The sequence below is a fragment of the Ekhidna sp. genome (assembly GCF_964218185.1).
Taxonomy (GTDB): domain Bacteria; phylum Bacteroidota; class Bacteroidia; order Cytophagales; family Cyclobacteriaceae; genus Ekhidna.
The window spans coordinates 687,728-712,128 of the sequence record NZ_CAXPLV010000005.1 but is presented as its reverse complement, the minus strand read 5'-3'; the positions used below and the strand labels follow the sequence as shown (position 1 = coordinate 712,128).

26 protein-coding genes are annotated in these 24,401 nt (G+C 42.7%); 11 read left to right on the top strand and 15 right to left on the bottom strand.

Annotated features, from left to right (window positions below):
- Positions 1–2: 2 nt before the first annotated feature.
- Both ACEQZT_RS08700 and murF read right to left on the bottom strand, forming a co-directional pair.
- Positions 3–662, bottom strand: a complete 660-nt coding sequence (locus ACEQZT_RS08700; protein WP_370089044.1) for a DUF2461 domain-containing protein — start codon at positions 660–662, stop codon at positions 3–5.
- Positions 663–664: 2 nt separating this feature from the next.
- A complete protein-coding gene (gene murF / locus ACEQZT_RS08695) occupies positions 665–1,924 on the bottom strand; it encodes a UDP-N-acetylmuramoyl-tripeptide--D-alanyl-D-alanine ligase (protein WP_370089043.1) in 1,260 nt (419 codons plus the stop codon).
- A gap of 52 nt (positions 1,925–1,976) precedes the next feature.
- Here murF and ACEQZT_RS08690 point away from each other — a divergent pair, with 52 nt between their 5' ends.
- Positions 1,977–2,162, top strand: coding sequence for a hypothetical protein (locus ACEQZT_RS08690; protein WP_370089042.1), 186 nt, complete (start codon positions 1,977–1,979; stop codon positions 2,160–2,162).
- On the opposite strand, the gene ACEQZT_RS08685 is transcribed toward ACEQZT_RS08690, so the two are convergent.
- The 3 genes from ACEQZT_RS08685 to ACEQZT_RS08675 form a co-directional block, all read right to left on the bottom strand.
- Positions 2,159–5,284 (bottom strand): endonuclease, encoded by a 3,126-nt coding sequence (locus ACEQZT_RS08685; protein ID WP_370089041.1) that lies wholly within the window; start codon positions 5,282–5,284, stop codon positions 2,159–2,161. The two genes, ACEQZT_RS08690 and ACEQZT_RS08685, sit on opposite strands and share 4 nt — an antisense overlap.
- Before the next feature lie 86 nt (positions 5,285–5,370).
- Positions 5,371–5,979, bottom strand: a complete 609-nt coding sequence (gene recR, locus ACEQZT_RS08680) for a recombination mediator RecR (protein WP_370089040.1) — start codon at positions 5,977–5,979, stop codon at positions 5,371–5,373.
- The gene (locus ACEQZT_RS08675) at positions 5,979–6,260 is read right to left on the bottom strand and encodes an ATP-dependent Clp protease adaptor ClpS (RefSeq protein WP_370089039.1); all 282 of its coding nucleotides are present in this window, start codon (positions 6,258–6,260) and stop codon (positions 5,979–5,981) included. Before ACEQZT_RS08675 ends, recR begins: the two co-directional genes overlap by 1 nt.
- A gap of 85 nt (positions 6,261–6,345) precedes the next feature.
- On the opposite strand from ACEQZT_RS08675, the gene ACEQZT_RS08670 reads away from it, so the two are divergent.
- Together ACEQZT_RS08670 and ACEQZT_RS08665 are read left to right on the top strand one after the other, a co-directional pair.
- Positions 6,346–7,782 carry a sodium:solute symporter gene (locus ACEQZT_RS08670; RefSeq protein WP_370089038.1) on the top strand — a complete coding sequence of 479 codons (1,437 nt, stop codon included), beginning with the start codon at positions 6,346–6,348 and terminating at the stop codon, positions 7,780–7,782.
- A 6-nt stretch (positions 7,783–7,788) separates the two neighbouring features.
- Positions 7,789–8,169: a group III truncated hemoglobin gene (locus tag ACEQZT_RS08665; RefSeq protein WP_370089037.1), complete on the top strand. Its 381-nt coding sequence runs from the start codon at positions 7,789–7,791 to the stop codon at positions 8,167–8,169.
- Here ACEQZT_RS08665 and ACEQZT_RS08660 read toward each other — a convergent pair.
- The gene (locus ACEQZT_RS08660; RefSeq protein WP_370089036.1) at positions 8,166–8,507 is read right to left on the bottom strand and encodes an MGMT family protein; all 342 of its coding nucleotides are present in this window, start codon (positions 8,505–8,507) and stop codon (positions 8,166–8,168) included. The two genes, ACEQZT_RS08665 and ACEQZT_RS08660, sit on opposite strands and share 4 nt — an antisense overlap.
- Positions 8,507–8,923, bottom strand: a complete 417-nt coding sequence (locus tag ACEQZT_RS08655) for a hypothetical protein (protein ID WP_370089035.1) — start codon at positions 8,921–8,923, stop codon at positions 8,507–8,509. The genes ACEQZT_RS08660 and ACEQZT_RS08655 overlap by 1 nt, the downstream gene beginning before the upstream one ends.
- A gap of 103 nt (positions 8,924–9,026) precedes the next feature.
- On the opposite strand from ACEQZT_RS08655, the gene ACEQZT_RS08650 reads away from it, so the two are divergent.
- The 5 genes from ACEQZT_RS08650 to ACEQZT_RS08630 all read left to right on the top strand — a co-directional run bounded on the left by ACEQZT_RS08650 (position 9,027) and on the right by ACEQZT_RS08630 (position 13,725).
- Positions 9,027–9,740, top strand: a complete 714-nt coding sequence (locus tag ACEQZT_RS08650) for an ABC transporter ATP-binding protein (RefSeq protein ID WP_370089034.1) — start codon at positions 9,027–9,029, stop codon at positions 9,738–9,740.
- The gene (locus ACEQZT_RS08645; RefSeq protein WP_370089033.1) at positions 9,737–10,297 is read left to right on the top strand and encodes a cob(I)yrinic acid a,c-diamide adenosyltransferase; all 561 of its coding nucleotides are present in this window, start codon (positions 9,737–9,739) and stop codon (positions 10,295–10,297) included. The genes ACEQZT_RS08650 and ACEQZT_RS08645 overlap by 4 nt, the downstream gene beginning before the upstream one ends.
- 32 nt (positions 10,298–10,329) lie before the next feature.
- Positions 10,330–11,397: a branched-chain amino acid aminotransferase gene (locus ACEQZT_RS08640; protein WP_370089032.1), complete on the top strand. Its 1,068-nt coding sequence runs from the start codon at positions 10,330–10,332 to the stop codon at positions 11,395–11,397.
- A 78-nt stretch (positions 11,398–11,475) separates the two neighbouring features.
- Positions 11,476–12,559 (top strand): peptide chain release factor 2 gene (gene prfB, locus ACEQZT_RS08635; protein ID WP_370089031.1). Its coding sequence is split into 2 segments (ribosomal slippage): positions 11,476–11,535 and positions 11,537–12,559, totalling 1,083 coding nucleotides; the frame shifts between segments, so codons are not numbered across the junction.
- Positions 12,560–12,582: 23 nt separating this feature from the next.
- A complete protein-coding gene (locus tag ACEQZT_RS08630) occupies positions 12,583–13,725 on the top strand; it encodes an MFS transporter (protein ID WP_370089030.1) in 1,143 nt (380 codons plus the stop codon).
- 23 nt (positions 13,726–13,748) lie between these two features.
- On the opposite strand, the gene ACEQZT_RS08625 is transcribed toward ACEQZT_RS08630, so the two are convergent.
- Positions 13,749–14,375, bottom strand: a complete 627-nt coding sequence (locus ACEQZT_RS08625; RefSeq protein ID WP_370089029.1) for a hypothetical protein — start codon at positions 14,373–14,375, stop codon at positions 13,749–13,751.
- Between the two features lie 96 nt (positions 14,376–14,471).
- Between ACEQZT_RS08625 and ACEQZT_RS08620 the strand changes: the two genes are divergently transcribed.
- Entirely contained in the window at positions 14,472–15,125 is a 654-nt protein-coding gene (locus tag ACEQZT_RS08620) for a lysoplasmalogenase (RefSeq protein ID WP_370089028.1), read from the top strand.
- A gap of 91 nt (positions 15,126–15,216) precedes the next feature.
- Here the strand turns inward: ACEQZT_RS08620 and ACEQZT_RS08615 are convergent, their stop codons facing one another.
- From ACEQZT_RS08615 to ACEQZT_RS08595, 5 genes are all read right to left on the bottom strand, one after another.
- On the bottom strand, positions 15,217–16,107 hold the full coding sequence (locus ACEQZT_RS08615) for a hypothetical protein (RefSeq protein WP_370089027.1): 891 nt from the start codon (positions 16,105–16,107) through the stop codon (positions 15,217–15,219).
- Positions 16,108–16,157: 50 nt separating this feature from the next.
- The gene (dnaJ, locus tag ACEQZT_RS08610; protein WP_370089026.1) at positions 16,158–17,273 is read right to left on the bottom strand and encodes a molecular chaperone DnaJ; all 1,116 of its coding nucleotides are present in this window, start codon (positions 17,271–17,273) and stop codon (positions 16,158–16,160) included.
- Position 17,274: 1 nt separating this feature from the next.
- Positions 17,275–17,862 carry a nucleotide exchange factor GrpE gene (locus ACEQZT_RS08605; RefSeq protein WP_370089025.1) on the bottom strand — a complete coding sequence of 196 codons (588 nt, stop codon included), beginning with the start codon at positions 17,860–17,862 and terminating at the stop codon, positions 17,275–17,277.
- 75 nt (positions 17,863–17,937) lie between these two features.
- The gene (obgE, locus tag ACEQZT_RS08600; RefSeq protein WP_370089024.1) at positions 17,938–18,921 is read right to left on the bottom strand and encodes a GTPase ObgE; all 984 of its coding nucleotides are present in this window, start codon (positions 18,919–18,921) and stop codon (positions 17,938–17,940) included.
- Between the two features lie 6 nt (positions 18,922–18,927).
- The gene (locus ACEQZT_RS08595) at positions 18,928–19,506 is read right to left on the bottom strand and encodes an adenylate kinase (RefSeq protein ID WP_370089023.1); all 579 of its coding nucleotides are present in this window, start codon (positions 19,504–19,506) and stop codon (positions 18,928–18,930) included.
- A 92-nt stretch (positions 19,507–19,598) separates the two neighbouring features.
- Between ACEQZT_RS08595 and ACEQZT_RS08590 the strand changes: the two genes are divergently transcribed.
- On the top strand, positions 19,599–20,048 hold the full coding sequence (locus ACEQZT_RS08590; RefSeq protein WP_370089022.1) for a hypothetical protein: 450 nt from the start codon (positions 19,599–19,601) through the stop codon (positions 20,046–20,048).
- Here the strand turns inward: ACEQZT_RS08590 and sdaAA are convergent, their stop codons facing one another.
- Positions 20,049–20,957 carry an L-serine ammonia-lyase, iron-sulfur-dependent, subunit alpha gene (gene sdaAA, locus ACEQZT_RS08585; RefSeq protein ID WP_370089021.1) on the bottom strand — a complete coding sequence of 303 codons (909 nt, stop codon included), beginning with the start codon at positions 20,955–20,957 and terminating at the stop codon, positions 20,049–20,051.
- Between the two features lie 46 nt (positions 20,958–21,003).
- On the opposite strand from sdaAA, the gene hemE reads away from it, so the two are divergent.
- Positions 21,004–22,059, top strand: a complete 1,056-nt coding sequence (gene hemE / locus ACEQZT_RS08580; RefSeq protein ID WP_370089020.1) for a uroporphyrinogen decarboxylase — start codon at positions 21,004–21,006, stop codon at positions 22,057–22,059.
- Here the strand turns inward: hemE and ACEQZT_RS08575 are convergent.
- Positions 22,053–24,392 carry a response regulator gene (locus tag ACEQZT_RS08575; protein ID WP_370089019.1) on the bottom strand — a complete coding sequence of 780 codons (2,340 nt, stop codon included), beginning with the start codon at positions 24,390–24,392 and terminating at the stop codon, positions 22,053–22,055. The two genes, hemE and ACEQZT_RS08575, sit on opposite strands and share 7 nt — an antisense overlap.
- Positions 24,393–24,401: the final 9 nt, after the last annotated feature.

The window sequence follows — 24,401 nt, the reverse complement described above, 5'->3', positions numbered from 1 at the left end:
TTTTAATCCATCGCTCTGGATAGAAATGTATTGAATGGCTGGAGTGTTCTGTAAGTCTCCACCACCTGATCAGCAAAGTCTTTCGAGGTGACTTCCTTATCGGAAGTTTTCCTCATGAAAACATAGTGCTTTAGCTGAAGCAGCTCCAGATTTTCATGATCTTTCGGGTAGCCCTTTGGGGCCGTCTTCAGTCTGTCTTCACCAAAAGGCTCTCCAAATGTCTTCTTGAATTTGGGCTCTTCAATAATGGACCTAATCTCCTTTCCATTGTAATCGATCTCTTGCCTTACCTTTTGCAGCATTTCAGAGCCAGGCTGATAGATGCCTCCTCCAACAAAATTATTCCCTGGCATGATGTGCAGGTAAAATCCCGGGTTCCCGGACTTTCGCCCTCCTTGCACGATTGACGCACCAAAGTTCGTCTTGTAGGGATCTTTGTTTTTGCTAAACCTTATGTCCCGATTAATTCTAAAAAGTGTCTTTTTTGGATCAATCCCTGCGAGTCCTTGTGAAAAGACAGCCGCTTTTGGGATGATTTCACTTAATAGATGAATGACTTGCTCCTTTGCCTCCAGGTAGCGCTTTTTATTGTCATCCATCCATTCCTTCTTATTGTTCTTTGCCAAGTCTGAAAGGAAATCGAGGGTGTATTGTAAGTCCATTATTAGAAACTGTTTAGTATGCTCTCTAATTTGATCGATCGGGATGCCTTCAAAAGGACAGTCGAACCTTTTATATCTATACTTTTTAAGTATTGCACCAAATCCTCTTTGGTCTTAAAGTGATACTCCGGATCGGCCACCCACCCAAACTTTTGACCCACTGTTAACACCTTCTTTATTCCCACCTTTTTCGCATGTGAAAGTATCTCCATATGATGGGAATTTGAGTTTTCCAACTCATTCATATCTCCCAGAATCGCCAGAGTGTTACCCTTCTGCTCCGCCAAATTATCTAAGGCCACCTTCATTGAATCCGGGTTGGCATTATACGCATCCAATATGATGGTGGTATTCCCTTTTTTAATGATCTGAGAGCGAGAATTGTCCGGCTCGTAAGAAGCTAAAGCATCCAGAATTTTTTTCTCATCAACTTCAAAAAATCTCCCAACTTCAACAGCAGCCGCCATATTGATAAAATTGTACCTACCAATCACCTGAGTTTCTCTTTCATCTCCATTAAGTGAAATATGAAGAAAAGGGGAAGATTCTTTTAGCTTAAAATCTTTTTGCGGATAGGTCACTGCAGCATCAAATCGCTTGGTCATATTCGACAAAACAGAATCTGTTGTGTTTATAAACGGCTTGCCATTACTTTTCCTCAGATAATCAAACAGCTCACTCTTTCCACGAATCACCCCTTCAATTCCTCCAAAAGTTTCTGTGTGTGCTCGTCCGATATTTGTGATTAACCCGTGAGTAGGCTGGGCAAACTGGCACAGCTGTGCAATCTCCCCTACGTGATTGGCTCCCATCTCAATGATAGCAATCTCCACCTGCGGGTGAATGTGTAGTAAAGTGAGAGGCACTCCTATATGATTATTATAATTACCCCTTGTGGCATGAACCACATACTTCTCTGAAAGTACACGGGTGATCAGCTCTTTAGTAGTAGTCTTGCCATTGGATCCGGTAATCCCAATGACTGGTCTTTTAAATCTACTTCTGTGAAACATGGCGAGATTTTGAAGAGCCTCAAGACAATCATCCGCCAGGATGATACGATCACCCTTGACAAACTTTTTATCATCGACAACTGCATAGCTCGCCCCTTTTTCAAGTGCCTCCTTCGCAAACTGATTGGCATTAAAATTTGGCCCGCTAATGGCAAAAAATAGATTCCCTTTTTGAATAGTTCTGGTATCGATAGAAACACCATCACTCAGCAAAAATCTGGAGTATAGAAATTCAATAAAATCACCCATTAGGACAAAAATATCTTTTACTATCCAATTATGTGATTCCTATATTTACCGCATGGATCCCAGACTCATCAGACCCCTCGCTTTTGCCGGTGTTGTTTTAGCTATGCTGCTTAGTATTTGGTACCTGCTAAAAACTTATGAAGAGGGGAATCCACGCTGGATATTTTTGATCATGGCTCTGGGAATAGCCGTGCTCCTATCGCAGAATTTAAGAACAGGCGGGAGGCGAAAAGACTAGTGATTCACCTTTATGCGTACTGTTTTTGATGAAGCAGAGCCATCTATCTTAAGCACATAAATCCCTGATTGAAGACCTGGGATTTTCAAATTCAATCGAGACTCTACCTCTTCAGGGGTTCCCTCAAGGGTTAACAACTCCTTACCGGATTGATCAATAAATTGAACCTGGATTGTTTTTTCATTGATTTCAATATTCAGCGTGCTATGAACGGGATTGGGATAAATTCTAAATCCGTTTTGATCCACACTCAAAGTAATATTTACATTGGGCTCACCTGGTGAAGCAAAAACCCCACTTAGCCAAGTCATCTCCTCAGGCGAATTTCCATCGCAGCAAAGCTGAATTGAAGTTTGAGCGCTGGTTTGATCGCTTTCCTCCACACCTACTGATGACGCCCCTGAAATTTCTCCCTCATAAGAAATAAAATCTATAACCTCCGCTCCATATAGGAGCTTTATGCCATTGGGTCCATCTTTTATTCCTCCAAAGTTTCTGAAGAAATAATCCGTGAAATTGGTATTCATGGATGAAGCTAAAAAAGACGAATACACACTTCCGTCAGCCTCTACCAGCTCTACTGTAAATTGTGAAAGATCGAGCTCACTTGCGTCCTTCACATAGATCTCCACAAACTCATTTTGATCCTGACCTTCATTGTCATAGTGAAACTCATTGATCCATGCTGTGGGAGGAACTTCTTCTTCCAGCTCACTACCATAGACCGTAACATTGTCACTCACGCCTGCTGACACATGAGTTATGGCTCCTGATAAAATCGCGCCATCATCTGCATCGGGCGTATATCGAGCATAAATATTTGTCGTGCTTATCTGCCCATCTGTTGGCGAAAGGGTTAGAGGAGAGCTATCCGAATATATTGTGCCATCAAAGCCAGCTCCAAGTGACAATAGAACCTGATCAGGCGGGGTAATCACCAGATTGCTTGTAAGATTGGAACCGGAAATTGTATAGTTACCGTCACCTGAGCTTCCGAATGCCACCTCCCCGAAATCAATCGATGAGACAGAAAGTGTTAGCTCAGAGTCAGGAACTACTTCTGATGAAGCGGTACCCGTCAAATCCACAATCTCCTCTTCTCCTGAAGATGTGAACGTAACGGTACCAGCTTTTTCACCAGTTGATGTTGGGACGAATCGAACGAAAATATCCTGATTTATACTACCATCTATAATTGTCAAATCCAGCGACGACCCGTAAGAGCCTGACTCAGCTGTCGCTATTTCAAACTCACCAGATAGTAGAACAGATACATTTTCAGTTAAATCTGCACCTGAAATATTAAAACTGATGGGCGATGAGATTGTGTTTTCAGTGGTATTTGGAAAATCTATTACCGCAGCGTTTGCCACTAAAGCAGGAGGGTTTGCTTCCGATTCAATGACATCTCCCTCAAAAAATGGCATGATTTGAACCGCACCGGAAAATTGTGTGAGCACACCAGCAACAATGAGTGTCCCCGAAGGCGTGGCAGTGCCATCATAAAATGATGCATCGTCAATTCTAATAAGAAAATTGGTAGTCCCGACTGTGGCATTCACACTTGTGCCCGACGAACTGGGAGTTGTAGGCCACTCAGAGGGAGTATCCAATGTAACTCCACCAATTTTTACAAGTTGACCCAAATAGGAGCTTGAAGTTGAAATATCTGATTCACCTATCACAACATGATCGGGGATAATATTCTCACTTGAAAGAACTGATACAGATGATGGCTCCAGCTGGATTAAGTCACTAAAGGTCTCCTTTGTACCAGTTATCTGAACCTCATCACCATATGAAACTAGGCCTTGATTTCCAGCATGATAAATATTGATTCCTCCTGTGGCATCCTGAACAAAATACTGCCCATTGGTAGATCCATAATCAAGGGTAGTGACAATTCCCACGATGGTGAATTCCTGACCATTTGATCCGGCTCGTGCCGTACTAATGTCATCGATAGTTAGGGTAGATTCCGTACCTGTAACAGACACATTAACTGTCGTCGCATTGGTGGACGTATGGCTTATCGACTGATTATAAGTTTGGCTATTTTGAGCCGTGGGAGAAAATCGCACATATACCGTCTGGCCACCTGATTGGGCATTTGTTTGCGAAACAGTAACTGAGGTTGACCAAGTGCTATTGTTAAGAGAAACTTCGAAGGGAGAAGAAACGGACATCAAAATGTCAGCCTCTAAATTGCTCCCCGAGACTGTATAAAACTGAGAGGTGCTGCTTTCACCAGCTGCTACCGAACCAAAATCCAGCGTCCCAACGGCTGTCACATCTATATCCGGCGAAGTGCCTGATCCGTCACCCCATATTTCATCCACCCATTCCGGGTGATCTACAAAGGGATTTCTATTCCCCTGAAAAGTGTAAGCGTTATTATTTCGATCAAGCTCTTTTTGACTCACTGGATCATTGGTATGCCAATCCATGAGCATGTCTAATGCCCAGGTTTCGTAAACCTGATCCGTGCTTCCATCTAGCATGTCACTACTCCATATACTTAGCACATCCTCATATCTGGTAGCCATATAGAAATACGCTCTAGCCAGATCCCCTTTAAATTCATCAATAGGTTCGAAGACTGTACCAGTATAGCCAAGTCCACTTCTTGCTGAACCTTTCTTACTGCCATTTTGAGAGGTAAACGAAGCACTTCCTACTTCTCCGAAGGGAAAACTACCTCTTTGTCCATTTACATATCCATCAGTAGGAAAGAGGTGGTGGATATCAGAATACATTGGATAGCCATCACTAAACCAACTTTTAGGAAATGAGTGCTCACGATTGTAGCAGGAACTCTCACCCGAGTAATTCCCGCACTGATCTGTCACTTTAGTGAAATTGTATGGATCGACTCCAGAAGGGTTTTCAGAATAGATATCTAATACAGTACCATCATTTTCGTAGTAAGTATCTAGTTCATAACTGGATATAAAGTCCCAAACATCACCATAAGTTTGCTGGCTATGACCATCAATAATATCATGAAGTTGGGTCTTTAGCGTATAACCAGTTCCCGTGGCACCATCATAGTATCCTGCCGGAATCTGTGAAAATGAGAAATGACAAAGCAGGACGAAAAATGCAAAGAAAGATCTCTTCATCTATTGTGTTGATGGTTTGGGAAGTCTACAAATCTCTGCAATCCAGCAGGTTAGATCAAATTACAAATATTACTAAATAGTAAACTCTAATCCTGACTAAATAAAGTGCGTGTGGTGATGCTTCTGCCGAGGGTCACTTCATCTGCAAACTCTAGCTCACTTCCAACTGGAATCCCTCGGGCAATGGTGGTAACTTTGATTCCAAACTCTTTTAGAAGTTTAGTGATGTAGAATGAAGTGGTATCCCCTTCCATAGTGGCGCTCAATGCCAGAATCACTTCTTTGACCTGATCATTTCCCCTAATCCGGTTAATGAGCGAATCAATCTTTACGTTCTCTGGCCCAATCCCATCCATGGGTGAAATTCTTCCACCAAGCACATGAAAAAGCCCATTGTACTGTCCTGTATTTCGTATGGCCAGCACATCGGGGGTGTCTTCTACCACACAAATGACAGAGGTGTCTCTGTAGGCATTTTGGCAGGTGCACTCTTCGGTATCCGCAATGATGTGACAGGTATTGCAGTATTTGATATTCTCCCGGAGTTCCTTGAGTGCTGATGATAGCTCCAGTGTGGAGTTTTCTGGTTGCTTTAAAAGATGAAGCGCCAGTCTTAGAGCGGTTTTCTTCCCAATTCCAGGCAGTCTGGAAATTTCTTCCACTGCGCGCTCTACTAACTGCGAAGGATATTCCATTAGACGATGGTGGCCTTTATTCCTGCTGAAGTGATCCCTTCTCGCATGGGTTTGAGCTCTTCATATATGCCTTTCTTCACTGAGCATTTTCCTTTGTAGTGGATCAAAAAAGTACACTGCTCAGCTTGATGAATATCGTGCTTACACACTTTTATAAGCGTGTTGATCACATGATCAAATGTGTTGAAGTCATCATTGTAAACCATGAGATCACGGACACTCTCACTACCGATATCTTCACCGGTCTCTATTTCTTCCTCTATATCAAAATCAGTACTCATACCTCTTGATTTGAACGCAAAATTAATAATTGCTCCACAACCAACATGATTTGTAATTTGCGGATGTATTTAATTACCTAACACTATGAATCCACTTTTCGTTGGTGCAATCGTCCTTGGATACTTCATTCTATTGATTGGAATATCCTGGCTTACCTCCAGAAATGCCAAGTCAACCGATTTTTATACAGCCAGCAGAGAGTCAAAATGGTACCTGGTGGCGTTTGGGATGATTGGTGCTTCGCTATCCGGAGTTACATTCATCTCTGTGCCAGGCGAAGTGGCAAATTCTAATTTCTACTATTTCCAGGTGGTGCTAGGGTATTTAGTTGGGTATTTCGTCATCGCCAAAGTATTACTTCCGCTGTACTATCGCCTCAACCTTGTGTCCATCTATACCTATTTGGAACAGCGATTTGGGTTTTGGTCGTATAAATCAGGAGCCTTCTTTTTTCTAATTAGCCGAATAATAGGTGCGAGTTTTCGACTGTTTCTTGTTGCTGGGGTTTTGCAGATTGCATTTTTTGATGCGTATGATCTCCCTTTTTGGATATCGGTACTCACCACGATTGTTTTGATTTGGCTCTATACTTTTAGAGGTGGCATAAAAACCATCGTGTGGACAGATACGCTACAAACAGCCTTTATGCTGGTGGCGGTAGGTGTAAGCATTCTGTTTATAAAAAATGAGCTTTCATGGACCTGGACAGAGCTAACATCGAGCATTTTTCAGGATGAGCGATCCACCATTTTTAATTGGGATTGGCAAAGTGGTAGAAATTTCTTCAAACAATTTTTCAGTGGTGCTTTCATCGCCATTGTAATGACAGGGCTGGATCAGGATATGATGCAGAAAAACCTAACCTGCAAGAACATCGGCGAGGCTCAGAAAAATGTATTCTGGTTTTGTGTTATTCTGGTGATTGTCAATTTCATGTTCTTAAGTCTTGGCGTTTTGCTTTATCAATATGCAGAGATCGGGGGCATTACTATGCCAGATCGCTCGGACAATCTCTTCCCCATGCTGGCAGTTAATAATTTTTCAACAATCGGTACTGTTACGTTTTTGCTAGGGATCACAGCAGCGGCATATTCCAGCGCTGACTCTGCTTTAACCGCCCTTACCACCTCATTCTGTGTGGATTTTTTAGGATTCAAGAAGGAAAATTATGACGAAAAGAAAAAAATCAGAATCGGAGTTCACTTCGGCTTTTCCATCATTCTTTTCATTGTGATTTTGATCTTTCAGGCCATCAATGATCAAAGTGTCATTAATTCCATTTTCATAGCTGCCGGATACACGTATGGTCCGCTTCTTGGGCTCTTCACTTTCGGAATTTTCACTAAATGGGAGGTGAAAGATAACCTTGTACCCCTTGTTTGCATCGCTTCACCACTATTGAGCTACGTCATCAACCTCAACTCGGAGGCTCTTTTGGGAGGCTATAAATTCGGATTTGAAATTTTAATTCTTAATGGAGTGATCATGTTCCTCGGTCTGTTATTGATAAGAAGAAAATAGCAAGGTATGAGAGATATTGAGACAGCAGAAGATTTGAACCAATTAGTTGACGCTTTTTATGATCAGGCTAAAAAAGATAAAATGCTGGGACCAATATTTCACCAGTTCGTGGATGACTGGGAGCCACACATAAAGAGGGTGGCAAGCTTTTGGGAAGCTACTTTACTTTCATCAGGCACCTACAAAGGCAATCCGATGACTCTTCATCAGGTGGTAGACAAAACTTTGGGACATTCACTTGAACAGACTCATTTTAAGCGATGGGTGGAAATATGGCAACAAACTACTGACTCAATGTTTTCAGGCAACAAAGCGGAGATGGCCAAGCAGCGTGCCAGTAACATCGCCAATATTATGTTCATCAAAATTTACCAGGCTCGCAGTTAACTTTTTTCCAAACCCAATTCTGTCATCGGGTCCCAAAAGTGCTTTTCGAAATTGACGATCTGATCTTTAACCACCTTCACACCTTCTGCTTCTAAAAGCTCCTTCATCCGGGTAGGTGTTTGGAAATGATGCTTCCCGGAAAGTACGCCTATTCGATTGACCACCCGATGTGCCGGGACTTCATCCATCGTTGAGGCACCATTCATGGCCCATCCCACAACTCTGGCTGATCTTGCCACTCCGAGGTATTTCGCGATTGCCCCATAACTTGTCACCCGACCTTTCGGAATCAATTTGGCTACTTCATAGACGTCAAGAAAAAAACTCTCCTTATCCATCAGTCTAATTTAACCACCTCACATTTTTCAAGAATGTAGAACAAATGAAGCGGGTTGTCATCGTTGAGTCGCAGGACTCCTGTCACTCTTACTCGTTCATCTGTGAATCGGAATTCTCTATCGGAATAAACCTCCACCACAGTCTCAGGACCCGCTGCTCCACAGAAAAAACAAGAAGCATAGGGGAACCTGGAAAGCACAAAATAGTCCTGATCGCTCTCCTGCTGAAGTGGTATTATAAACCCCTCAAGGGTCAACTCTTTCCCTTCCCGTAATTTTAGTTGCTCAGAAAATTTAGGTTGCTCAACTTCGGCCCCCATAAAGTCATCATAGCCCATCACAATTTCCACCGAGGATAGTAATTCCCACCCGGAAAGCTGTGGAGCAAACAGTAGACTTAGAAAAATTGTCAACATAGTGTGTAACATTATTAGAACCAAAGCTATCTAAAAAACGTGTTAGTGTCTTGCCAGGACACAGGCATAAATTTTTTACCTTAGCCGAATATAAAAACAGCAAATGAGCAGTATCATAAGCACCACTGAAGTATCGAAAAAGTATGTGATGGGTAGTGAAATCATCATGGCACTTAAGTCGATTTCGATCAACATAAACAAAGGAGAATATGTGTCATTTATGGGGCCTTCTGGTTCAGGGAAGTCCACGCTAATGAACATCATCGGGTGCCTCGATACGCCTAGCTCCGGATCGTATGTCTTAAACAACAATGACGTAAGTGACCTAACAGAAAACGAGCTCGCTGAAATCAGAAATAAAGAAATTGGATTTGTATTCCAGACGTTCAACCTCCTACCTCGAGCATCTGCACTTGAAAACGTTGCATTGCCATTGGTGTATGCTGGATACAATTCTGTCGATAGAGAAGAGAAAGCTTTGGCGGCTTTGGCTGGTGTAGGCTTGGAATCACGGGCTTACCACAAACCAAATGAACTTTCTGGAGGACAAAGACAAAGAGTAGCTATCGCACGAGCGTTGGTAAATGACCCATCTATCATCTTAGCAGATGAACCTACAGGAAACCTGGATTCAAAGACATCTTACGACATCATGGATCTGTTCCAGGAACTGCACGACAAGGGTAACACAATCATCATGGTAACGCACGAGGAAGATATTGCAGAATACTCGCATCGTATCGTGAGGTTAAGAGACGGACTGATTGAGACTGACGAGGTAAACAAAAACGTAAGAACTTCAAGAGTGCCTGCATGAGTGCTAAACTCTACACCAAAACAGGAGACAAAGGAAAAACTTCACTTTTAGGTGGGAAAAAAGTTTCGAAGGCAGATTTGCGCATTGAAGCCTATGGAAATGTGGATGAGCTTAATTCATTCATCGGTCACTTGAAAGATCATGAAGGAGTAGAAAATCGCCTGAAGCAACAGCTCTACTGGATTCAGGAGCACCTCTTTTCTATTGGCAGCATTCTGGCCACAGAGGCAGATTTCAAAGGATTTGAATTACCAACTGTAACACAGACTGAAGTACAACAACTGGAAGTTTGGATTGATAAATTTGATGGTGAGGTGCCACCCCTTAAGAACTTTATTTTGCCTGGTGGGCACCCCGCTGTTTCACTCGCTCACATCTGTCGCACGGTGTGTCGCAGAACCGAAAGAAGCATCATTTCGTTAAGTACACACGAGCCAGTTGATGAGTCAATATTACAGTTCATGAATAGATTGTCTGATTATTTGTTCATCTTTGCGCGCGCAATCGGGCACATTTTAGGTGTACAGGAAGTGCCTTGGTCACCTAAGTCTGATTGAAATAACCCCATTTCAACCCAAAGACTGAGAAAATGACTGAGACGTTGGACATTCAAGTTACCAAAACATCCAATTCAAAACTGCCCGGAATCGATTTCGATAATCTTGCTTTTGGCAGAACTTTTTCCGATCACATGTTTATCGCCGACTATAAAAATGGCGAGTGGACTGACCTGAGAATAACTCCATATCAAAATCTTTCTATTAGTCCTGCCAACGCTACACTTCATTATGCTCAAAGTATTTTCGAAGGTTTGAAAGCTCATAAAAATGAGCATGGAGAAATCATGATATTTCGTCCGGAAGCGAACGCTCAGCGGCTAAGAAAAAGTGCAGAAAGAATGTGCATGCCTCCTGTACCGGAGGAGCTTTTTATGGAAGCAATCGAATCTTTGGTTTTATTGGACAAAGACTGGATTCCAAATAAGCCGGGAACGTCCCTATATATCCGCCCATTCCAGTTTGCGGACGACCCATTCATCGGTGTAAGACCTTCCGAAACTTACAAGTTCATGGTTCTGACAGGACCTGTTAGCGGATACTATTCTGAACCTGTTAAGGTGAAGATTGAAAAACATTTTACGCGTGCATCCAAAGGAGGGGTAGGTTCTGCAAAAACAGCCGGAAACTACGCAGCATCATTGTATCCCGCACGTCAAGCTCAAGCTCAAGGTTATCACCAGCTGGTTTGGACCGATGGAAAAAATCACGAATTCATCGAAGAGTCAGGCACGATGAACATCATGTTCGTGATCAATGACACACTCATCACTCCTCCAACAAGCGACTCTATCCTTCCGGGAATTACACGTGAAAGTGCACTGATTTTGGCCAGAGATTGGGGACTTAATGTGGAAGAGCGACCTGTACGAGTGGACGAAGTGATCGAGGCAATCGAAAACGGATCATTAACTGAAGCTTTCGGTATTGGAACGGCTGCCACGGTTTCTCATATCGCAGTGATTGGTTATGAAGGCACAGATTACAAGCTTCCGGCAGTTGAAAACCGAACCATCTCCAATCGTATTCTTGACTCCTTGACAAGGATCAAGCTTGGGCAGGAAGAAGATCGATTTGGATGGATCAGAAAGATCGGATAATCCAGACATCAATTCATTTTACAACATTGAAAGAAGGGCAAAGATGACTTATCTTCGCCCTTCAATTTTTAGTATCCAATGACAACCGAAGAACTGAAAGATTTAAAGGCTCGTGTTAATGCCTTGAGGGGGTACCTTTGACTATGATGGTCGTAAGAAAAACCTGGAAGAATTAGAACTTGTCACCGCCCAACCAGACTTCTGGAACAATCCGGATGAGGCGGAAAATACCATGAAAAAAATCCGTGGGCTTAAAGGCTGGACGGAAAGTTTTGAAGAAGTAGAAACTGCCCTTGGTGACGTAGAAACTCTTTTTGAGTTCAATCAGGAGGGGGAAGCTACCGATGAAGAGCTGGATGAAGCTCATGATTCCGCATTAAAACTCCTTGAAGAGTTAGAGTTGAAGAAGATGCTAGGTGAGGAAGAGGATCAACTTTCTGCCATGCTGCAGATCACACCAGGAGCAGGTGGAACTGAAAGTAACGACTGGGCCGGAATCCTCATGCGGATGTACATCATGTGGGGAGAGGCCAATGGATATAAAGTTCGCGAAGTGGATTATCAGGCTGGTGATGTGGCAGGAGTAAAATCTGTAACACTGGAATTTGACGGACCTTTGGCATATGGCTACCTAAAGTCTGAAAATGGTGTGCATCGGCTGGTTCGAATCTCTCCATTCGACAGTGGCGGGAGAAGACACACTTCATTTGCCTCCGTTTACGTTTATCCAGTGGCAGATGACTCCATCGAAATAGATATCAATCCTGCTGATGTAGAACTTCATACTTCAAGATCCGGAGGAGCTGGAGGACAGAATGTAAACAAGGTTGAGACCAAAGTGCAGCTTACCCACAAGCCGACGGGTATTGTGGTGGTATGTCAGGTAGAGCGATCGCAGCTAGCAAACAGAGAGCGAGCCATGCAGATGCTGAAGTCCCAACTCTACCAAATGGAGATTGAAAAACGCAACAAGCAGCGTGATAAGATAGAGGCTGGAAAAAAAGCAATTGATTTTGGATCGCAAATCCGAAATTATGTGTTACACCCCTACAAACTCATCAAAGACGCCAGGACAGGCTATGAGCGGACGGATGTGCAAAATGTACTTGATGGGGATTTGAATGATTATATCAAAGCTTACCTTCTCCACCAGGAAGAGTAAGTGTAACACCACACCTACCTTACATGAAAAAATACTCTTTGAACTTTTGGTTACTTTCCACAAGTTCATTTCTCTTCTTTGGTTCGTTCAACATGGTACTGCCAGAGTTGCCGGACTTTATGCGAACTATGGGTGGCGAAGACTACATTGGCTTGCATATCACCTTTTTCACGCTTACAGCGCTTATTTCACGGCCTTTCAGTGGCAAACTGACCGACACCTGGGGGCGAATCCCCGTAATGGTGTTTGGCTGTCTAGTAACAGCTGTAGTATCGCTGTTTTATCCGTTTTTCCTAAATATCTATGCCTTCCTCTTCATTCGCTTCCTTCATGGTTTTTCCACAGGATTTAAACCAACAGGGACGGCTGCCTATGTTGCAGATATTGTTCCGGTCGATCGACGAGGTGAAGGGATGGGTATATTGAGCTTCTTTGGAATGACGGGCATGGGAATTGGCAACTATGTAGGAGGTGTGATCGCCATCCATTATCATATCAATGTACTTTTTTACTGTAGTGCAGGAGTAGCCATCCTCTCAGTACTCACCATCCTTGGCATGAAAGAGACGCTTGACAACAAACAGCGATTTTCAGGAAGTCTGCTCAAAATCAAAGCAGAGGATATCTACGAGCCTACGGTGATAGTACCAACCATTGTGATGATGCTGGTAACATTTTCTTTCGGAGCAGCACTCACATTGGCTCCTGATCTTAGTGTCTCTCTGGGTATTGCCAATAAAGGACTTTTCTTCTCGTATTTCACTGTCACCTCGCTTATTTCCAGAGTTGTTGGTGGAAGGTTGTCTGATGAGTTTGGAAGGAGAAAAGTGTTGATTGCGGCTATGCTGATCGTATCAGGTGGCTCGACCTATATTGGTTTCTCCACATCAGCATTTCAGCTTTTTACTGGAGCCTTGATTTTCGGCGCAGGTTATGGTCTTTCATCACCAGCTTTGTTTGCATGGGCAGCAGATTTAGCCCCTGATAAATTCAGAGGACGAGGATTCTCTACTCTATTCATGGCACTGGAAATAGGGATAGGAATGGGTGCCCTACTTGCCGGACAGATCTATAATGGCAATCCGGAAAACTTCCCAATCGTATTTGCAGGATGTGGAAGTTTGGCGTTTGTGGCGTTTGTGTATTTGCTTTTTAAGGGGAAGTGAATCGTCTAAGCTTCTACTAAAATTCATCTTAGACCGACATCTTGCCCTCGATAAAACTTGTAATTAAACATTTGCTGCTCAGCAGTTCCCATTTCACTTTCAAAAGTGAGTCGTGTGGCTACCTTTATGCCATCCACTCGTTGGTAATCAAATAAAAGAGAGGTCATTTCTTTCGAATTAGATATGATGGTTTTTCTTATTAAATCATAGCTTTCACGATTTATTTCATAGTGTACCTTTTTATCCGGTGAAAGTTTTTCAATAACATAGGTAGTGTCTGTTGACTCAACAAGTTCCAAAGATTCGTCATTATCACATATAAGAAAATTAATGTGAATTTTAAGAACATTCTTCCTTTCCCACTCTGAAATATCAACCATTTGAGTCACATCTACTTTTATACCATCGCTCCAGTTCTTGTAAGAGTTTTCTCCAAAAATAGAGTAGTATTGAGAGACTGTATCTGAACGGGAAAAAGCTTGCATTGAGTTAAAAATACTTAGATAAATATCCACTTGTAAATGCGTAAAGGAGTCAAGTTTCCCGTATGGGTCTATTGACTGATTGTAATTTTCAACTATCTCATCAACTTTTTGTCCAAAGGCACAATTTGTCAGTAAAAATGAAACTATAAGGAAGAGTTCTTTCATATCAAGACAATCAATTGAACCTTGAATTTTATGTCAATGATAATACATAAGTCAATACATCAATTGTTATCTCTTATCATTGCATAAAAACTAAGAATGCCTAACCTCATTTTCTGGATTTACCTTGCCGTTTCTACGGCTAATGTTATTGGAAAATTTATTCCATCTGAAGAGCTTGATCAGTTTACCAAGCCATTGCTAATGCCGCTTCTGATGTTGTATGTCTACAAATCAAGCATCGGTAAGGTGACCAAGCGGGTATTGCTTTTAAGTGTTGCTTTGCTTTTTTCATGGCTGGGAGATGTAGTCTTGATGTATCAGGCTGACGAGCTCTATTTTATGGCTGGGATAGGGCTTTTTCTCATTGCTCAGGTGACCTATGTGGTGGTATTGAGAAAGTCCATGTATCAGAAACCGAATACAAATCCCTTGAAAATTCTTCCATTTGTACTCTATGCCGGTATGCTTATGTTTAACCTCCTACCGGCAGGTGATTTCACCATTCCTATCATTATTTACGGTTCTGTGATTATTACTATGACTATCATGGCACGCTTGAGAGAAGGAAACACATCACAAGAAAGTTTTCAGTTGGCACTTTGGGGCAGCATTCTTTTTGTTCTATCGGATTCGATATTAGCATTTAATGCTTTCCATACAGCCATCCCATATGCAGGAGTGTTTATTATGTCAACCTATTGTGCAGCACAGTTGTTGCTTGTGAAGGGATTGTTGAAACATGTGGAGTGATTAACCAAAAGTCATTCAACCCAATCAACTATTCAGTCTGTCCAATGGACTCCTTCGGAGTGACTACCACATCAAAAAAATAGGGGAAAAATTAATCGGTGTATCGGAAGCGCACCATCCCAAGTGCTACATCTACATCGAATGAGAGTAAGTTCGCTGCGTTTGCATCATAACTCATATTCACAAACACATTTTTCTCTACCTCTTCAAAACCCTTGGCGATCTTCACCGCGCATAATGGAGAGTCCTTCAAATGAATGATCACAGGTGTACCATCCTTCGGAAGTAAAATCTCGAGGTTGCCGGCTCCTACAGATGCATCCACACTGCACTTTTCATTCATCTGCTTATCAAAGTCCAGAAGCACATTTCCAAATCCGATTTTAGTAATGACTTTCTTAGCTCGGGAAAGCTCCATTCTTCTTGCTACGATTGATCCGAAATCAGCCTTCACATAGAAGGTATCCATCTGGATAGGGTTCATGTTGCCATCATCATAGCCCACCACAATGTCCGCACTCCCGGATTTGATTTTAAGCCGCTGCACTGAAGTACCGGTAAGGTTTACATCAGCATTACCAAACCCGTAAATAAGATTGAGGCGATAAACCTCAGATTTGTTGAGGTTCACTTTCCAAAAGTCATTGTCTTTATCGCTTCTGGAAACCGCCATCGAAAAGCTATCTCCAAACCCGGACGAATTGTACTCATCCAAGGCTAGTTTCGCATAACAGGTATTGTTCTTTATCTTACTGGCAAAGGTAGGGTTGATCTTCTCCAGATTGGGGTTACCATAAATTGTAAGCGGATTATTGTCTTTTTCTGCTTGCTTTAGGAGGCAGTTGGTGGCCGTAGCTTTAAGATAAAAGTCAACGGTATCGAATTCCGGAGATTCCTTTATCGTGTAAAATTTTGTAAGCTGTGCGAGCGCACTCAAACTCATAAGCAGGGATGTGCCTGCTATCAATACCAACCGCAACATGGATTGTTATTACGCAAAGACTATAGTGAGGTTACGTTTCTTCGAGCGATTTAAAAGAATTCTTTCATCCGCTCAAAGAAACTCTTATCTGATTTACCCGGATCGGGCTGGAAATTCGGAGATTCTCTCAAAGCCTCAAGCGCTTCCTTTTCCTCTGCACTAAGCTTTTTAGGTGTCCACACATTTACATGGACCAACTGATCACCTTGACCATACCCTTCCACTGATTTGATTCCTTTTCCACGCAATCTTAAAATTTTTCCGCTTTGAGTGCCCGGATCAATTTTGATTTTCACCTTGCCATCAATCGTTGGCACCTCGATGGATGTACCAAGTGCAGCATCAATAAAATTGACATACAGATCGTAAATCACATTGTTTCCATCTCTTTTCAGGATGTCGTGCTCTACCTCTTCAACCAGTATCAATAGGTCACCGGGGATACCTCCTGCAACCTCATTTCCTTTCCCAGACATGGACAGTTGCATACCGTCTGTAACTCCCGCAGGAATCTTGATTGGAATGACCTCCTCCTGTCGCTTCAAGCCAGAGCTATCCACTCCTGTGGCTCTGCTCTCTACTGTCTGACCGCTACCGCCACATGTGGGGCAGGTAGATGTACTCATCATTTGGCCAAGCATCGTGTTCATCACCTTACGAACCTGACCTGATCCATTACAGCTAGAGCAGGTCTGAAATTTTGTGTCAGGATCTACAACGAGCCTGTTTACTTTGATTTTCTTCTCTACACCGTGAGCTACTTCTTCAAGTGTGAGCTTAAGTTTGATTCGAAGGTTGGTTCCCTTCCTTGTTCGGCGACCTCCACGGCCTCCACCTCCAAAGAAACTTTCAAATGGACTACCACCGCCGAAGATGTCTCCAAACTGCGAGAAGATATCATCCATGTTCATACCTCCGCCACTGAAGCCTCCGCCAGCTCCACCTACTCCCTGATGACCAAAGCGATCATATCGTTGACGCTTTTCGTCATTGCTGAGTACTTCGTATGCTTCTGCTGCTTCCTTGAATTTCTCCTCAGCCTCCTTGTCATCAGGGTTTTTATCGGGGTGATATTTGATCGCTATCTTTCGATAGGCCTTCTTGAGCTCTTCTTTGCTCGCCGAACGATCTACGCCTAATATCTCGTAAAAGTCTCTTTTTGCCATATTATTGCTTAGCTCCTACTACCACTTTTGCAAATCTCACCACGGTTTCTCCGAGTGTATATCCAGGCTCAACCACGTCCACTACTTTTCCTTCAAGCTTCTTTTCAGCAGGAATTTGTGTGATTGCCTCATGTTTTTCATCGTCGAACTCATCGCCCTTCTTCACTTCCATTTTCTTTAACCCTCTATTCTCAAGCGACTTGTTGAATTTATTTTGGATCAATTGCATCCCCTCTCTCACTGCCTTAATATCCTCACTAGTTTCGGATGCCGACATTGCACGTTCAAAATCATCCAGCACAGGAATCAAGTCTGACATTAAATCCTTATTGGCAGTACTGATTAGGTCTAGTTTCTCCTTAGATGTTCTTCTTCTGAAATTTTCAAATTCAGAATATAGACGCAGGTACTTGTCTTTTGCTTCGCCAAGTTGCTCTTCAAGCGAAGGCTCTGATGATTCTTCTTCTGTTTCCTCCTGTCCATCTTTCTGGCTCACCTCTTCGTCCTTTACTTCCTGATCCTTTACCTGAGCTTCCTGCTCCTCTGCAACTTCCTGCTCTTTATTCACTTTTTCTTTTGTTTCCTTCATTCTTTCAACATGCTTAAAGATGATCTGAGTTTGACAATTTCTTTGCCAATACCCAATGGTGTGCCAATATGTCAGTTAGTTTAGTAGCTTCCAGATTTTATCCTTGAGCTCCTGTATTCCAAAGCCTGTAACGCTGGAGATGAATAGCGTCTCAATTTCGGGCAATTCTTCCCTCATTTCAGCCATTAGTTCCTCGTCTAGAAGATCTGATTTTGAGATGGCTAGTAGGCGATCTTTGTCCATCAATTCAGGGTTATGCTTTTGAAGCTCTCCCATGAGAATATTAAATTCCTTTCTGATGTCATCAGCATCTGCCGGGATCATGAATAGCAAAATTGAGTTTCGTTCAATGTGCCTTAAGAAGCGATTGCCAAGTCCCTTGCCCTCTGCTGCACCTTCTATGATTCCAGGAATATCCGCCATAACAAACGATTTATAATCCCGGTATGGCACGACACCCAAATTAGGCACAAGGGTAGTGAATGGGTAATCTGCAATTTCAGGCTTAGCCTCAGAAACTACAGATAAAAGCGTTGACTTGCCGGCGTTCGGAAATCCAACGAGTCCTACGTCAGCAAGAATTTTTAGCTCCAGAATTATCCAACTTTCAATCCCTTCTATTCCCGGCTGAGCGTATCGTGGAGTTTGATTGGTGGGAGTCTTGTAGTGGTCATTTCCACGCCCACCCATACCTCCGGCTAAGAGTACTTTTTCCTCACCATCTTCAAGGATTTCGAGGATCTTTTCGTTGGTGTCAGCATTCTTGGCAACTGTGCCAATAGGCACTTCGAGTATGATGTTTTCTCCATCCCTTCCTGACCTTCGGTTGCCTTCACCATTGCCCCCATTTTCAGCAGTTATGTGTTTCTTGTATTTCAAATGAAGCAGTGTCCAAAGCTGACTATTACCCCTTAAAATAATATTTCCACCGCGACCACCATCACCGCCATCGGGTCCACCTTTTGGCACATGCTTCTCTCTCCGAAAATGCACAGAGCCTGCCCCACCATCGCCAGAGCGACCGTAGAATTTTACGTAATCTATGAAATTGGATTCCATGGGTCTTTAGACCTCTAGCGTAGTTATTGCCTCGTCGATCTTGCCGTAGATGTCCTGAATAGAGCCCACACCATTGATTGAAGTGAATTTCCCCTGTTGGCGATAGTATTCAGCCACCGGTGAAGTCTCCTTATTATAAACCTGAATACGGTTATTTATCCGATCATCATCCTGATCATCTATTCTACCGGACGTTTTAGCACGCTCCTTAATTCTGGTCTTCAGCTCTTCCTCTGGTACGACGAGGGCAATCATTCCAGAAATTGAGAGCCCATGTTTTTCCAGCATAGTATCCAGTGCTTCTGCCTGATTTACTGTCCTTGGAAATCCATCGAAAATGAAACCCTCGGCTTTAAGGTTTTCCTGAATTTTATCTTCCACCATGCCTATCACAACTTCATCAGGAACGAGGTTTCCGGCATCCATATAGCTCTTAGCCAACTTGCCAAGCTCGGTATTCTCACCAATGTGTTTTCTGAAAAGATCACCGGTGGAAATGTGTATAAGTGAGTGAGATGCGATGATCTTCTCACTTTGCGTTCCTTTACCAGCTCCCGGAGGACCAAACAAGACAATATTTAGCATACCTTCAATTTGTAAAAAGCAACAAAGATAAGGGCTAAAAATGTATCAAGCGACCTTAATTTAAACTAGTATCAGTAAGTTAGCCAACTATTATGGCTACAGCTCTGAAATACTTCACTGTTTACTTCCTCAGCGGACTGAAATTTATTTTCGGACCCACATTTGGAGTGGCTAATGACTTACCTGTGGCGGCTGTAATTGTCCTCACCGCACTGGGCATGATGACAACCATATATCTCTTTACTTTTTTTGGAGATGAGATAAGAAGGTTTTTTTCCAGGTTCAGAAAAAACAAAAAAGTGTTTTCTAAAAAGAGCAGACGTTTTGTGAAAATATGGAGACGTTTTGGGCTGAAAGGAATGTGCCTGCTAACGCCGCTTATATTAACCCCTCCCGGTGGTGGCTTGTTGGTGAACCTTTTAGGATCAAAAAAGAGATTGATTTTGAAGTGGATGTGGATCAGTGCTTTTCTATGGAGCACCATCATCACGCTAATAGTGAAGTATGCCTTCTGGCTGATCGAAGATTTTATTCCGATTTAATTATTCGGGATCGGGCTCATCATCCATGACTTCTATGTCCTGAATTAAGACTCTTTTGGAGATCGCTCTTCCTGTTGGTGTGGCTGCCAGCCCCCCTTCAGCTGTTTCTTTATATCGTGCCTCCATGCTTTGTCCAACCTCGCCCATAGCGTCCACACATTCATCTACCGGAATAACTGGACTTACATCTGCTATAGCTATCTGAGCAGATGAATTAGCAATCGCAGCTGCACTTGCATTTCTCACAACACATGGAATCTCAACTAATCCAGCCACCGGATCACATACAAGGCCAAGCATACACTGTATCGTAATAGCAACTGCATTGAATACCTGATCAATTGATCCTCCAAGACAATAGGTAATCCCAGCTGAAGCCATGGCAGCTGCAGCTCCCGTCTCGGCCTGACATCCACCAACGGCTCCCGCAATCGAGGCTCTTTTTTCAAGAATAAGAGCCACTCCAGCCCCAATCAATAATGCTTCGTAGATTTTGCGATCTTCTACGTCGTGAATCTCCTGAAGAGTGACCAACGTACCCGGCAGAATCCCACTAGCTCCAGCCGTTGGGGCAGCTACCACACGCCCCATGCACGAGTTAACTTCTTTAGCAGCAAGAGCTCTCGCTACAAGCTTTTGAAATTCAAGAGACAATACGGGCTTAGGGAACTTCATGACCTTCTTGGCACCATTATTTATCATTCCGGAGTAGGAGCTCATTTCCTCATTCAAGCCTGACTGTACAGCCTCCTTCATCACCTGATAGGCCTGATCTATGCCTGCCCAAATATCTTCCTCCGACTTTCCTTTTTGATTGATCTCAAAATCGAGCACTGGCTTGTACAAAGGCACCTTATTATCCTCACACTCCTTTTTCCAAGCCTCGAAACTGTTAAATAAAACTGCCATGCTCAAAGATACTACTTGTTTTAGCCAATAACTTATGGTTTCGTGCATGAGTTTCCATATCGTGCCTATTTTTGCGGCCATGTTGAAAAATGACCTTATTCTAAAAGCAGCCAGAGGGGAGAAAACGGAACGTACTCCGGTGTGGTTAATGAGACAAGCGGGAAGGATTCTTCCTGAATACCGAGCTGTAAGAAATAGCCTTTCCGGCTTTAAAGAGCTGGTGGAAACACCAGCACTTGCTGCTGAGGTCACGATTCAGCCTGTTGATATTTTAGGTGTGGATGCCGCCATCATTTTTTCGGACATCCTTGTGATTCCGGAGGCGATGGGGTTGACCTATGAGATGGTCGAAAAAAAGGGGCCTCACTTCCCAAAAACAGTTGAGAAAGCAGCTGATATTGATAAGTTGAAAGTAGCAGACCCAAGTGATCTCAGCTATGTATATGAAGCAATAAAAATCACCAAAAAAGAATTAGATAGCAGAGTGCCGCTGATTGGTTTTGCTGGCGCTCCTTGGACAATATTTTCCTATATGATCGAAGGTGGTGGGAGTAAGACTTTTTCAAAGGCCAGAAAGCTTCTGTACACAGATCCGGAAATGGCAGATCGACTGTTGGACATGATTACTAAGTCCACCATCAAGTATCTAAAAAGTCAAATAAGAGCAGGCGCTGATATGCTGCAAATATTTGACTCCTGGGCGGGTGTTTTGCCCCCTGAACACTACAGCAGGTTTTCACTGAAGTACATTGCTAAAATATGTGATGCAATTACAGAGGTGCCAATTACTGTTTTTGCGAAGGGAGCCTGGTGGGCATTACCTGAGATGGCTGACCTGAACTGCAGAACTGTAGGGCTGGATTGGAACATGAATCCAAAAGAGGCAAGAAAGATTTTGCCAAATAAAACCTTGCAGGGAAATCTTGATCCATGTGCGCTTTATGCCGACAATGAGAGTATAAAGCAGGAAACCAAAAAAATGTTGGATGCTTTTGGAGATCATCCACACATTGCAAATCTGGGACATGGCGTATATCCAGATACAGATCCGAATAAAGTGAAGTTCTTTATCGAATCTGTGAAAGAGTTGTCAACTCATTGATATTTGATGTAAGAAGCAATCTTTCTTCTTAGCTCATTGGGATCGAAAGGCTTGGTGATGTAATCGTTCATCCCTGCGGCAATAACATCCTGTCTTACTTTCAAGAGGGCTGAGGCCGTCAGGGCAATAATGGGTGTTTTCTGATCAAAGGTTCTGATCTTACGAGTGGCTTTATACCCATCCATGATTGGCATTTGTAAATCCATTAGCACGAGATCATACTTTTTGTTTTGCATCATCTCCACGCCTTCCTGGCCATTATGAGCTACCTCAACATGTAGTTCCCATTTCTTAAGGAATTTTTCAGCAACCATAATATTCATCTGGTTGTCCTCAACCAGCAATATCTTCTTCCCGGTGATGATATTGGTGTCTTCTACCTCTTGAACAGCCTGATCAACCTCAGCGTGAAGAACTTTCTTAAAGCTCAAATCAAACCAAAAAATAGTGCCTGATCCCGGCTCACTCTTCACATAAATCTCCGAGCCAACCATGTTCAAAATCTTCCTGATAATTGCTAAACCAAGACCGGTCCCTCCATACTCTCGAGTCGTTGATGATCCTGCCTGAGTGAATCGTTCAAAGATGAGCTTTTGCTTATTGTATGGAATGCCGATTCCAGAATCCAGCACCTCAGTTCGAACAGTTTGGATACGATCATCCTCGCTTAGGAGAGTCGTCTTCAACTTCACATATCCTTTGGAAGTGAACTTCAAGGCATTGTTTATGAGGTTATTCAATACCTGATAAATCCTGGTTTGATCAGCCATCACGAGTGGATGCATTTTTTCATCGATCTCCAGCAATAGACTTACCCCTTTTTCCTTCGCCAACGCACTATGTGCTTTGATGATTTTAGCTGAAAGTGTTTTCAGATTTACTTCGGTAAATTCAAATTCTATCGAGCCTGCCTCCAGCTTATTGTAATCCAAAATATCATTTATCAAAGCTGTGAGGTGTTCAGCAGAAAACTGCAATGACTCCAAACTCTCTCTTTGATCTTTCCTTGGGTTTTCATTGATCAAAAAGTGCGAAATCCCAACCACGGCATTGAGGGGGGTTCTTATTTCATGCGAAATGGTACTCAAGAAATCTGTCTTAGCTTTTGAGGCTGTCTCTGCCGCATCCTTTGCTCTCCTTAATGAATGAGCAAATCGATAAGAAAGGATTAATGACTGGAAAAAGAAAAACAGAATGAAACCGATAAAAGTCAAAAAAGTGTTTTCCTGAACAGGAGTGAGGTACACAGAAATGAGATACACCGCCACCATGAACACAATGCCTGTACTTGCAAAAGCATATTGTGCACCTGTCCTGTTTCGCTTGTAGGCAATCCAATAAACGTAAATCAGATAGAAAATCGCAACAATGACCAGCACAAAGAATGGCTCCACCAGTTTTGTAAAAAACATTGTGGGTGCAAAGAGAGATAGCAAGGAAAAAATTCCTGCTATGACCGAGAAACCAATTAAAATAAGCCGTTTACTATCTTCAGGATATAACAGGTAACTATATATCGTAAAAATCCCACAAGGGATAAAAAGAGATAAATATTCTGTCCGTATAATCAGCTCCCATGGCATGTCCGGGTAGAGTGCATGAATGGCATATTCACCGCTCCCGATCATTCGATAGCTAAATGTCAAACAGAAAAGGGCAAAGAAAAGCACGGATCTCTCATGCTGCCCAAACATGAACAGACCAAGAAAGAATAGACCACCCATGATTAAGCTACCACTTAGCAGGAAGTCATAACTGAAATCAAAATCTCGTTTAGCTGTCAGTGTCCTTTTGTCACCAATGAAGATTGGCTCTCTACATCCACCTTTGGTGTGTCGGAAATTTGAAACCTGAAGGACGAAAACAAGCGTATCTGAAAATCTTCCCAAGGTCACCGTTTTCGGCATCCAGTCTGGGGTAGAGTTGGCTTCCGAGGTTCCTACCTTACCATTTTTCTCAAATTCAAATCCATTGTAGTAGAGCTTATATGAATTGTAAAACTCACCAATGGAAAGTGCTAATTGTGGGGTTTTCGGCGGTAGGACCACTTTAACTCTGTATGTAGCATATCCAACAGCGTCTATTTCCTGACCATTTCTGGTCACGCCATCATTCCAAAGCGCCGGAAATTGATAGTAATCTTTTTGATGAAATTTTATTGAGTCGTGAGGAACCAGCTTATTCCAAAAAAACTCCCATTCACCACTTAACTCAACTGCATTGTCTTTAAGATCAACTTTTGATAAGTCAATAATTCCATCTACCACCTTTTGAGAATAACTGCCAAAAGGTATCAGGTACGCAGAAATGAGGATTAGGACAATTCTTTTCATGGCTGACAT